General features: G+C 67.4%; 8 protein-coding genes and 1 pseudogene. 4 read left to right on the forward strand and 5 right to left on the reverse strand.

Translation table 11 applies throughout. The features are described 5' to 3' along the window. Window positions 1-231: 231 nt before the first annotated feature. The 4 genes and pseudogenes from AB0G84_RS25010 to AB0G84_RS25025 form a co-directional block, all read right to left on the reverse strand. Window positions 232-807 (reverse strand): response regulator, encoded by a 576-nt coding sequence (locus AB0G84_RS25010; protein ID WP_361324836.1) that lies wholly within the window; start codon window positions 805-807, stop codon window positions 232-234. Further along, on the reverse strand, window positions 797-4792 hold the full coding sequence (locus AB0G84_RS25015; protein WP_361324839.1) for a response regulator: 3996 nt from the start codon (window positions 4790-4792) through the stop codon (window positions 797-799). The genes AB0G84_RS25010 and AB0G84_RS25015 overlap by 11 nt, the downstream gene beginning before the upstream one ends. A gap of 3 nt (window positions 4793-4795) precedes the next feature. After that, window positions 4796-7189, reverse strand: a complete 2394-nt coding sequence (locus tag AB0G84_RS25020) for a LuxR C-terminal-related transcriptional regulator (RefSeq protein WP_361325019.1) — start codon at window positions 7187-7189, stop codon at window positions 4796-4798. A gap of 30 nt (window positions 7190-7219) precedes the next feature. Beyond that, a pseudogene (locus AB0G84_RS25025) lies at window positions 7220-7699 on the reverse strand (AAA family ATPase); the annotation flags it as partial. A 222-nt stretch (window positions 7700-7921) separates the two neighbouring features. On the opposite strand from AB0G84_RS25025, the gene AB0G84_RS25030 reads away from it, so the two are divergent. Next, window positions 7922-8296, forward strand: coding sequence for a hypothetical protein (locus AB0G84_RS25030; RefSeq protein WP_361324842.1), 375 nt, complete (start codon window positions 7922-7924; stop codon window positions 8294-8296). A 350-nt stretch (window positions 8297-8646) separates the two neighbouring features. Here AB0G84_RS25030 and AB0G84_RS25035 read toward each other — a convergent pair whose 3' ends face one another. Continuing rightward, window positions 8647-8925, reverse strand: a complete 279-nt coding sequence (locus tag AB0G84_RS25035) for a type II toxin-antitoxin system Phd/YefM family antitoxin (protein WP_361324845.1) — start codon at window positions 8923-8925, stop codon at window positions 8647-8649. Between the two features lie 124 nt (window positions 8926-9049). On the opposite strand from AB0G84_RS25035, the gene AB0G84_RS25040 reads away from it, so the two are divergent. From AB0G84_RS25040 to AB0G84_RS25050, 3 genes are all read left to right on the forward strand, one after another. Beyond that, entirely contained in the window at window positions 9050-9904 is an 855-nt protein-coding gene (locus tag AB0G84_RS25040; protein ID WP_361324848.1) for a thioesterase domain-containing protein, read from the forward strand. A 122-nt stretch (window positions 9905-10026) separates the two neighbouring features. Beyond that, window positions 10027-10680 carry an ATP-dependent Clp protease proteolytic subunit gene (locus AB0G84_RS25045; protein WP_361324850.1) on the forward strand — a complete coding sequence of 218 codons (654 nt, stop codon included), beginning with the start codon at window positions 10027-10029 and terminating at the stop codon, window positions 10678-10680. 111 nt (window positions 10681-10791) lie between these two features. Continuing rightward, window positions 10792-11109: a hypothetical protein gene (locus AB0G84_RS25050; RefSeq protein ID WP_361325022.1), complete on the forward strand. Its 318-nt coding sequence runs from the start codon at window positions 10792-10794 to the stop codon at window positions 11107-11109. The last annotated feature ends 546 nt before the right edge of the window (window positions 11110-11655 follow it).

The raw sequence follows: 11655 nt of genomic DNA on the forward strand, positions 1-11655 counted from the left end.
GTTGTGACGGGGAGCTGAGGTATGTCCTCAGCGTGCACCGGCGCCGTACGGGTGTCGTTAGGGGAACCCCCCAGTACGCCCCCTAAACAGGGCACGGTGCGGTGGTGGTGGGGGCTACGGGTGCGGTGGCGAGGGAGGCGGGGACGGGCCGTTGTCGGCGTACAACGCCCGACTGCCAGGGCTGATTGCGTCAGGCAAGCAGGGGCTGCTCAGCGTGACGGCCCCACGCGCTCATCGCTTCGAGGTCACAGCCGCGAGCTGCTGAAGCTGCCGCGCCAGACGCCCGACGGAGTCGGTTTGCCCGGCGAACTGGTCCAGGGCCCCGGCCGGGAGCGCACCGCCGGCCATGGCCTGCACGGCGTCGGCGATGCGACCGAGCCCCTGTTCCACCTGCTCAAGCCGGATCTTCAGCAGGATGTTGTCGACCCTCGATGTCAGCAGGAGGTGGTCCAGGGGCTTCGGTAGGTAGTCCTCGGCGCCCATTTCGAGGCATCGGACGACACTGTCCAGATCGCCGACGGCCGACATCATGATCACGGGTGTACGGCTGAGCTGCTGGTCGTGCTTCATCAGATCGAGCGTCGCGTAGCCGTCCATCCCCGGCATGAGGATGTCAAGCAGCACCACATCGAAGTCGCTCTCCCGCAGCATCTGGAGAGCCTCCAGCCCGTTCTCGGACGTCGCGGTCTCCAGCCCGGCCATTTCCAGGCGATAGGTGAGCATCATGCGGTTCGTGCGATCGTCGTCCACGACCAGGACGCGCCCTTTTCTGCCGGTAACGTCCGTCACGGCGTTGCTATCCGCCACAGCGTTTCCCTCCGTCATGGTCAAGCTCCGCTCTCTGTGCGACCAGCCCGTCTCTCGCAGCGCGGTATTCCGCTTCGATGCGGGATACCAGCGGTGCTGCTTCGCCCAGATCCCCGGTGGCGCCGAGGTCCTCCGCTTCCTGGCACGGCTGAACGAGCCGCGGGAATCCAAAGGTGTTTGCGTGGGACTTGAGCGTGTGAGCTGCCCGACGCAGTGTGCTTCCCTCCTCCGCGTCGAGGCTGCGGCGAAGACTTTCGATCAGTTGGGGGGAGTCCTCCAGGAAGGCATCGACGAGTTGACTGACGAATTCCTTGCCGAAGGAGTCGACCAGGCGCTGGAAAGTGGGTGTGTCAAGGACGGGCGGCGCCGGCTCCTCCGGACCGGGTGCGGGCGCTGCCGTCTCCGGGCTCCGTGCAGGCTGCGCAGCCTCCGGGCCCGGCGCGGAGGGACCGTGGGGTACACCGTCCGCGCGGGGGCCGTGTGGCACACGGTCGAGTGCCTCGGCGAGATCGGCGCCGTGCAGGGGCTTGCTCAGGTAGTCGTCCATCCCCGCGGCGAGGCAGGCGTCACGGTCCTCGCTCATCGCGTTGGCGGTGAGGGCGATGATGTACGGCCGTTCCGCGGCGGACAGGGACCGGTGGATCCGTCGGGAGGCGTCCAGGCCGTCCATCACCGGCATCTGCACATCCATCAGGACCACGTCGTAGAGCGCGTGCCGCAGCGACTCCAGCGCTTCGGCTCCGTTGCCGACCGTATCCACTGAGTGGCCGATCTTCCGGAGCATCCGGACGATCAGCTGCTGGTTCACCAGGTTGTCCTCGGCCAGCAGGATGCGCAGGGGCGCGGGGTGGCTCTCCGCGGCCTCCGGCCGCTGTGCCGCGCGGGGCGTTTCGATGGATGCCGCGGCGCCGAGCAGTGTGCGGCAGAGGTCCGCGTAGAGTTCGGCCGCCCGGATGGGTTTGGTGTGGTATCCGGAGAACTCTGCAAGACTCCTCTGGGACGTCAATGGGCGGCCAACAGAGGTCAGCAGGAACAAGGGCAGCTCGTCCTTGCTACGGTGCCGGCGGATCTCGTCCGCGAGCATGACGCCGTCCATGTCCGGCATCTGCATATCCAGAATTCCAATGTCGAACGGATCGCCCTGCCGGACCCATTCGAGGGCTTCTTGCGGGTATCCCGTGGCGCGTACCACCATCCCCCAGGCGCTCGCCTGGTGGGTGAGGATCATCCGGTTCGTGGATTTATCGTCCACGACCAGCAGGTGTTTTCCTCGGAGGTCGACACGGGGGACAACATGGCTGGTACGCATGGCTTCGGGAACTTCTCGCGTTTCCACGGTGAAGTGGAATGTCGACCCCACGCCGAGTTCACTCTCGACCCACATCGTGCCCCCCATGAGCGCGGCCAGCCGCTTGCTGATGGCCAGCCCGAGTCCCGTTCCGCCGAAACGCCGGGTGGTGGAGGTGTCGAGCTGTTCGAAGGGCCGGAACAGCTGGCCCAGGCGGTCCGCGGCCATTCCGATTCCGGTGTCGCTCACGGAGAAGTGCAGCCGGATGGTGTCGTCCGCGTCCTTTGCAGCGGGCGCATTGACCGATTCCGGCGGCTCCTCGGAGGCATCCGGTTCCGAATCGGCCAAACCGACCCTGAGGACGACCTCGCCGGTTTCCGTGAATTTCACGGCATTATTGAGCAGATTAATGATGATCTGGCGCAGTCGGTCGATATCCCCGATAATTTCTTCCGGCAATTCCGGATCGATAATGTACGCCAGATCGAGATCGCTCTTCTCCGCCGCCATCGGAGATACGAAGTCGAAGGCTGATTCCACGCACTGGCGAAGCTCCAGCGGCTGGAGTCGAAGATCGAATTTTCCGGCCTCGAACTTCGAGAAGTCAAGGATGTCGTTGATGATGGTGAGCAGACTGTTACCGCTGTTCTGGATGATATGCGCGAATTCGGCCTGTTCGGCATTGAGCGGGGTGTCGAGCAGAATTTCGGTCATGCCGATCACCGCGTTCATCGGCGTGCGGATCTCATGGCTCATGGTGGCGAGAAACGCGCTCTTGGCCTGGGTGGCGACCTCTGCCGCCTCCTTGGACGCCTGGAGCTCCGCCGCGGCGCGGGACCGTTCCAGTACCCGTCCGAGCTGGGTGCTCACATCGAGCATGAGCCGCAGCAAGGCGTCATCCGGCTCCATGGCCTGCGGGGTCAGGAAGTCGAGGACCGCCGCGACATCCCGTCCGATGACGACCGGGAGGGCGATGCGGCCGGTCACCCCGGAGCTCTCCGGGCCTACGGACGACGGCTTGCGGGACCCGGAGGAGTCCACGGTGATGTCCCGTATCCAGGCGGGGCGGCCGGTCGCGCGCACGGTGGCAGGCAGGCCCTCCGGCTCGTACAGCCCGGCTGCGGCGGCGATGTCGTGCAGCGGCATCCGCAGGTGCCGTTCCTCGACGTGCCAGAGGGGCACCGCGGTGAGCTCCGCATCCGGGGCGGGCCGGCCGGTGCGGGAGCCCGGGCCGGACGCGGGCTCGACGAGGTAGACGTGGCCGACCGGCCACCCCATGTGCCGGCACACCAGCTCCAGGACCGTCCGCGCCGCGTCCTCCCAGGTCTCCGCCTCGTTCGCGGCCGAGGCCACATGCTGGAGCAGGCTGAGGGATTCGGTCTTCTGGTGCAGCTCCGAGGTGCGCTGGCGGACCTCCTCCTCGACGGCGGAGTAGCTCTCCTGGAGCCTCCCGGCCATGACGTTGAAGGCGGTGGCCATCGCGCCGACCTCGTCGTGGCTCCGTACCGTCGCGCGGCGCGTGAGGTCGCCAGCGGCGAGGGCCTGCGCGGCGTGCACCACGGCCGCCAGATTGCCGGTGATACGCCGGGAGAGCAGCGCGGCCATCACGATGATCGCGGTGAGGACCGCGGCAATGCCGGCCAGGACGTGCAGGTTGCGGTCGTGGAAGTTGTCCAGGCGGGCGTTCAGCATCCGGTCTTCCTGGTCGAACAGGGCTTTCCAGAGGTTCGCGTTCGCCCGGATGGCGCCGGTGGTCCGGGCCGCCCAGGCCGCCCGCGGGATATCGCTCCGGTCGCCGTTCGTGAACTGCCGGTTCACGGTGCCGGTCACCTCACGGACCGATGAGGTCGCCTTGACCAGCAGGGGCTGGATCGCGGGGCGGAGTCCGGTGTGGGAGGTGGACTCGAAAGCCCGGTTCAGATCGCTGTTGAGCTGGAGGAGGTTCTGGTTGAGCCCCGTGGAGTCGTAGGCGATGCGGACCCGGTCACTGTTGGACTTGCTGCCCTGGACCAGGATCGAGTCTCCGGTGCCCGCCACCTGGTAGAGCTGGTTCATCATCTGCGGCTCGCGGAGCAGCAGTCCGGCCATCGTGTAGTACGTGTCGAGGTCGGGGTCGAGAATCAGCTTCGAGGTGTCTCCGACGTAGGAACCGAGCGCCAGCAGCTTCCCGACAAGCCGGTCGTACCGCGGTACGTCGGCGCGGACGTCGGACGGAGCCGAGGACAGCTGCGCCCAGTCGTGGCGCAGCGCCGCGGGCGCCAGCCTGCCCTTCCCCTTGGCGGCAAGGTCGGAGACGGTCGTTCGCAGCGGCTCCCTCAGCCGTCGGTCGACCTTGGTGAGCGCCGTGAAGTCTTCGTTGACGGCACGGTCGGCTGCCGCGACCCGGCTCCTCGGCACGGACTCTCCGGTGATCTCGCGGTGCAGCAGCGCACGACGGTCGGAGACGTCCTGTACCAATGCGCTCACGGGACGCAGGTACTGAACGCCGCTCAGCTCGGTGCGAGCAAAATCGATCTTGCTGTTCTGCTGGTCGACCAGGTAGAACGTGGCCAGCCCCAGGGGGATCATGAGGGCGATGCAGAGGGCCAGCAGCTTGTGCCAGATGCGGGGCGCGAAGCGCATCCTGCGGCTGCTGCGCGACCCGCTCCGCGGTGCGTCCGGTGCTCCGGGCGGCTTCGCATCGGGCACGGCGGACATGAGTCACTCCGGTTCTTCCGTCGCGTCGGTCCGCTCGGACAGCCCACTGAGCTGGCGCCGGCTGGTGACGCCGACCTTCCGGTAGACGTTGGACAGGTGGGCCTCCACGGTCTTGGCCGTGACGAACAGCTGCTGGGCGATCTCCCGGTTGGTGCGTCCGGCGGCGGCGAGGTCATAGACCCTGTGCTCACTCGGTGTCAGCGAATCCAGACCGGTGACCGCGTGGCGCCGCGGGCGGATCCCGGCCGCGTGCAGCTCGTCCTGGATCTGCTGGACGAGGGGGGCCGCGCTTCGGGCCTCGGCGATGTCCAGGGCGTCGCTGAACATGGTCCGCGCCTGGTTCCGCACTCCGTGCCGGCGCAGTGCCGCCCCGTAGTCCGCCAGCGCCTTGGCGTACTCCAGACGGGCCGGAGATCCCTGCAGCCGGGTGACGGCCTCGCGCAGCAGGCCGACGTCCGCGTCGCCCTCGCTCAGTGTGCCGGCGATGCGCAGAGCGCGGCCGAGGGCTCGGGGCGCGCTCCAGTAGCGGGCCAGCTTCAGCTCCGCGTCGGCCAGGGCCCTGGCTTCGTCGTCCCGGCCGAGCAGATGCAGGCACAGGGCGGCTTCCGACCGCCAGGGGACGATGGCGGGATTGTCCCCGCCGGCCGCGCTGAACGACTGGCCCGCGGCCAGCGCGGCGTTGCATGCCTCCGTGGTGCGGCCCTGGAGGCGCAGCAGATGGGACCGGCTGTACAACACGTAGTACATCAGCCCGGTGAGCGGCGCGGGATCGGGAACTCCGGTCCACTCCAGGGTGGCCTGCGCACGGGACAGCGCGCCCTGCTCCATCTGCACCTCGGCCTGGACGGGACCGAGGACCAGCCGGTGCAGCCCTGGCGAGGACGTTTCGACGGCGTGCACCGCGTCCGAGGCGTCCGCGGCGGCCTCTTCGAGGTTGCCCCGGTACAGCCACGCCATCGCGCGGTAGGTCAGCGCCCCGGTCAGGTCGTTGACCGAGCCCTGCCGGTGCGCCTGCTCGACCGCGGTGTCCAGATTGGCCAGCACTTCCTTGCGGTCGGCGCTGATCAGGGCCAGCCAGCCGAAGGAGAGGGACGACTGTCCGTCGGACGGCCGGGCCGGAGTGTCCTCGTGGAGCGCGCGCTGTGCCCGTACGACCGCCCGCGGGTCGCCGATGACGGCGTCATGGCCGGCGATGACGCAGTCCAGGTACCGGCCGCCCCTGCTCTCGCTCGGTTTGGGCGAGCGCAGTTCCGCAATGCGGCTGAGGATGTCCTGACGCAGATCCGGCCGGCCGGGTTCGTAGAGCGGGATCGAGAGGATGCAGGCGTTCAGCCGGTAGAACAGTTCGGTGTCCTCGGGCGCCGTACGGGCCAGGGCCTGTTGCCAGACCGCCAGGGCCTCTTCGGAGCGCCGGAGTGCGAGCAGCGAGTCGCCGAGGGCCAGTGCGATGTCGACGCCCTGCCGTGACGGCCCGGCCAGTTCGTTCGCCTCGGTGAGGTACTGGACGGCTGCCGCGCTGTCCACCCGCCGCATGGCGTTGCCGAGTTCGAAGAGGAGGTCCCGCCGGTCCCCGGTCGGCGGGGGCTCGGCCAGAGCGCGGCGCAGATACTTCGCCGCCGTCTCCGGCGAGCCGCGGGCCAGGGCGCTCCGCGCCGCCGACCACAGCAGGGTCACGGTCGCGGCGTCAGCGGAGGGCAGGGTGCGCAGCAGGTGCAGGGCGACTTTCTCGATCTCGGCCTTGGAGTCCCGGAGCAGGCGCGCGGCGGTCTTGTGTGCGCGGTGGGAGTCGGCCGGTGTGATCTCCTCGTACACGGCGGCCCGCACCAGTGGATGCACGAACCCCACCCGGGGCTTCATCTCGTCCGAGGGGACGGTGTAGAGGATCCGGGCGTGCTCGAGGCTCTTCGCGGCCTGCATCGCATCGTCCCGGTCAAGCCCCGCCAGCTCCGCCGCATGGATCAGCTCCGCACCGTCCCCGAGCACCGCGATGGCCCGGGCCAGTGGGGCACAGCCCTGAGGGAGGCGCCGCATCCACATCGCCACCCGCCGGGCGATCGCGCGCGGGCCCAGGGCGTAGACCTGCGGGATGTGGGCGGCGGTGGGCTCGACGTGCTCGGTGGTGAGTGCCTCGGTGAGCTCCTTGAGCAGGAGGGGGTTCCCGCCGGTCGCGGACCAGCAGGCGGCGAGGAAGTCCTCGTCCTCGGGTTCGGGTGCCCCGGATTTGGCGAATTCACTGATGATGAGCGAGGTCGATGCCTCGGCGCTCAATTTTGACGGGAAAACGACTATCGAGGGCGGTGCGGTGACAATCTGGTCGAGTGCATTCGACTGGGCATACGCTTCAAATTGCCTCAGGGTGCCCACCACACAGGCCGGGATGTCCTCAAGGCGCGGCATGAGGTAACTGAGAAATTTCAGTGAATCGCTGTCCGCCCAGTGCAGATCGTCAACCGTGATGACCAGGGGCTGCTTTTCGCAGACATCGGCGGTCAGCCAGTACAGTCCATGGAGTACGGAGAAATCGCCGCCCAGGGAGTGCCCGGGAACCGCTTTCCCCAGCACGATCCCCGCCTGGCCCGCGGTGCCGGACAGGATGTGCTGCCGATCTTCCGCTTTCATCCGTGCAAGGAGTGGTTCGAAGAGCTGCCGCACCACGCCGAACGGGAAGTCGCTCTCGAATTCCGATCCTCGCGCGCTGGCTACCTGAAAACCAGCGGAAACAGCAATCCGCTTAGCCTCGGCCAGCAAACTGGTCTTGCCGATTCCGGGCGCACCCTCGATCATCACGGCTTCTCCATGGCCGCCGAGGGTCGCATCCATCGCTGCCCGCAAGACCTTGAGCTCGCCGCTTCGCTCGTAGAGTCCGGCCATATTCGGCATACATTCCATTATGCGCGATAACCCCATCGGGCGGCCCGTCCTGGAGCGCCGTGGAGCCTGTGGGGGCCAGGCACCCGTCGGGCCATGATCCTTCCGGACCTGGTGCAGCGCAGTCCGGCGTGGGCGTCGAGTCCCAGCAGCGCCGTCCGGCTCGCGCCCGCCCCCTGTCACCGTCGTGCACTTCTGCCACAACTCACCCTTTGCCTATGGTGTCTTGAGACCGCAGAGCGCGGTCGAAGGGAGATGCTCATGCCTACGCAGACCAGCCGCGCATCGCACAGCCTTCCTCGCTTCGAAGACGCAGAACCGCTCGGTCCGCAGGACGCGGAGTTCGCCAGGGACATCAAGGCCGTGCTGGAGAAGCACGGCAACCTGGACCGGTTCGGTCTGGTCCTGTTACACGACCACTTCTCGGTCGACAGCGACGAAGTGCTCGTCGAGACGAACGATCCGCAGGCCCGCACACTCCACGTCGAGGTGGAGAAGAAGGGGGAGACCCAGCACGCCCAGCCGTCGCAGTGGCGCTTCGTCGCGGACTCCGGGGAGACGCCCACCGCGCAGAGCGACGGCGCCCCCTACGCGGTGCTGATGCTGTGCCTGACACTCGCCTGCGAGGACCGCTGACCTCGGACGCCCCCGGCTGACACGCCCGCACACCTGGGGAGGGCGCTACGAGCTCCCTCGAGTACAGGCCGGGCATACGGGGCCCGTACGCCCGCAACGCACGGCCCTCTCCGTGGTAGCCCGCTCCGCGCACAGGCCCCGTCGGGATGCTTCCCGACGGGGCTTCGCCGTATGGCGCGCTCTCGCGCCGCATTGCGCGCTCTGACACAGCCCCCACCGCGCGAGACGCCACCGGCAACGCCCGCCCCGCGAGCTCCAAGCGGCTTGCCCCGGCTGGGCCTTGCGGCCATGCGCCCTTAGGGCGTTTCTTTTGGATCTTCGCGAGCCCACGAAGATCCGAAAGAACCGCCCTAGGGCCCGTAGGGGCTGTCGTACCTGGCGATGAGGCCGAACTGGCTCTGGTCGCTGCTGGAGGGCGGCACCTCGGACACGAAGGACACCGTGCCGATGACGCGTTCCGACGCTTCTTGTGCCACGGAGTCCAGCTGTTCCAGCTCCGCGGCCGACACCAGGGCGACGAGCGGCTTGCCGTGGCGGGTCACGACCACTCGCTCCCCGCCGTAGACAACACGGTTGATCAGTTCTGCGAGTTCGGCCCGGGCCTGCGTCACCGGAATCTCATAAGCCATGCGGTCATCTTAGATTCTGTACGTCCTGTACAGTTGATGTTGAACGCGCGCGCTGGGGGGAAGCACAGGCACGTCATGCTCCCCGTCGGCCTGCTGGGTACGTGATCGACAAGGAGCTTGTGAAGTGGGCGGTAGCCTGGTCTGCTTGAAGGCGTCTGGTGGGCGGCGCGCTGTGGTCTTCATCCATCCCGCGAGCGGGTCGGCCGCATCGTTCCGCGCACTGCTGCCGCACCTGACGTCGGACTGCTCCGTCTATGCGTTCCACGCGCCGGGCATCGACCCTGAACGCCCCCGGTCCATCGAAGGCATCGCGGAGGCCTACCTGACGGAGTTCCTGAGCGCAGACTCCCGTTCCACGCCGGTCTTCGTCGGATGGTCCTTCAGCGGGCCGGTCGCGGTGGAGATGGCGCGTCTCGCCGAGGAGAGGGGGATCAGGCCGGCGGGCGTGATCCTCCTGGACAGCGCGACGCACGAGGTCCTGGGATCGCGAACGACCGATCTCGCCACGGAGGTCGGCGGACTCTTCGGGGTCGACATGTCCCGGGCGCACGCTCCGACGGTCGACGGGCTCCTTGACCACGCGGCGGCCCTGATCGCCGTGGCGAGTGACACGCCGGGGCTGACGGGCCAGGATCTGCGCCCCTTCTGGGACATCTACAGCTGGCACCAGGGGATATACGACGAAGGCTGGCGGGCCAGTCCGTGTGCAGCGCCGCTGCTGGTGATCCGGGCGCGTGACGAGACCGGCTGGAATGCGGCGACGGAATGCCTCGGGTGGTCCGAGGCGGTCGGTCGCCCGGTGTCCGTAGCCTGGGCCGGAGGTACGCACTACACGATGATGGACGACAGCAGGCTGGGGGACATCGCGCGCATCATCGAGCGGGCCATGGACACGTGGGACGGCGAGCCAAGCCCCCGCGGGGTACGCCCGGTACCCGACGAGGCACCGCACGCTGGGGTCTCCCCTGACGGCCCTTAGGCACGAGCTCCGGCCCGTCAACCGGCCGCTGATTCGGGAGCTACGCCGGAAGCGCTCGTCCCGATGTGCCCTTTCTCCTTCTTGACTTCCAGATAAGCCCTTCTCACCAACAGGACGGTATTGTGAACTCGAGGAATTTCGCAGACTCTTATGCGCGGCTGCCCGGGGCTGAGGCGCGCTATGTGGTTCCGCGTTTTGTGGAGCGCACCTCGCAGGGGGTCCGCGAGTACGACCCGTACGCCAAGCTCTTCGAAGAGCGCATCATCTTCCTGGGTGTGCAGATCGATGACGCTTCGGCCAACGACATCATGGCGCAGTTGGTGTGTCTGGAGTCGATGGACCCGGACCGGGACATCTCCCTCTACATCAACAGCCCCGGCGGCTCGTTCACCGCACTGACGGCGATTTACGACACCATGCAGTACATCAAGCCCGACATCCAGACCGTCTGTCTTGGGCAGGCGGCCTCGGCTGCGGCCGTTCTGCTGGCGGCGGGAGCCCCCGGAAAGCGGATGGCGCTGCCGAACGCTCGCGTGTTGATCCATCAGCCGTACACCGAGACCGGCCGCGGTCAGGTGTCCGATCTTGAGATCCAGGCGAATGAAATCCTGCGCATGCGGGCGCAGATGGAGGAAATGTTCGCCAAGCACTCCAGCACGCCGATCGAGAAGATTCGTGCGGACATCGAGCGCGACAAGATCCTCACGGCTGAACAAGCCCTTGAGTACGGGATCGTGGACCAGGTCGTTGTGCCACGCAACATCCAAATGAGCTGAGTCTCCCCCTGGTTAATCAGCCAGCCCTCCGGCGTCGGCGGCACCCGGCGCCGGAGGGCTGGCGCGGCGGCATGGTCAGAAGACGAGTGCAGGCAGGCGGTTGCGTCCGTGATGTTCCCCGAGGGTCCCAAGGTTCCCGCTCTCACTGAAGCCGAGAGCCAGGTCGTTGATGCCTATCTGGCTGTTCTGAAACGGTTGAGCGGCGTCAACCCCACGCAGACAACGGGGACTTACACGGCCCTCAGGGCTGCGCAGGCGCTGGTGACCGAGACGCGGGCCCTGCGGGACGCCCTGTCCTTGATGTTCGAGCGGCAGGAGAAGGAGATTCACGTGCGGACCATGGAGAAGGCGTTGCGCTCTCTCGATGGGGACCGCTTCCTCCCTCGGCTGGGTCCGGCCTCGGGAGGGAAGCCGGCTGACGACTCGTGAGGACTGCGGGGCGAGGGATCCGTGGCTGCCCGCGTGTGCGGCGCCATGGCTGGCGGCGTCGAGGGCGGTCCCGCACCGTACTCGCCGTGCGTCGGACTCGCCCTCCCCACGGAGTCGACCCGTGTCGGACTCGTCCTGCATCGGGGCGTGCGTAGTACGCGGCATTCGTCGTGGGCGGAGTTCACCGCGATTACCTGTGCCGGATAGCCGCCCGAAGCGTGACCGAAGGGCGTATCGGAGTTTTGACCCGGTCAGGGTTGACTGCCTCTCGCTCCTCGGTTAGAAATAAGATGATCTTCGTTGCCGTAGTCTCCGAGGCTGCGACAACATGAACTGATCCATCATCGGCATTAATGGTTCGATTCATCGTGCCCGTAATGCGGATGCTTTGAGATAGGGCGACCGGGTTCATCTGCGGTCGCAATCGGCGATGGATTCTCTCCGTCGTCATGAACGGGGGATACGGGAATGAACGCCGTCGGTGTGATAGCGGAACGGTCGAGGCGCGGTTTCACGGAAGACCTTGCGGTACTCGGCCCGCCCCGA

It is taken from the genome of Streptomyces sp. NPDC020742 (assembly GCF_040641675.1).
Taxonomy (GTDB): Bacteria; Actinomycetota; Actinomycetes; order Streptomycetales; family Streptomycetaceae; genus Streptomyces.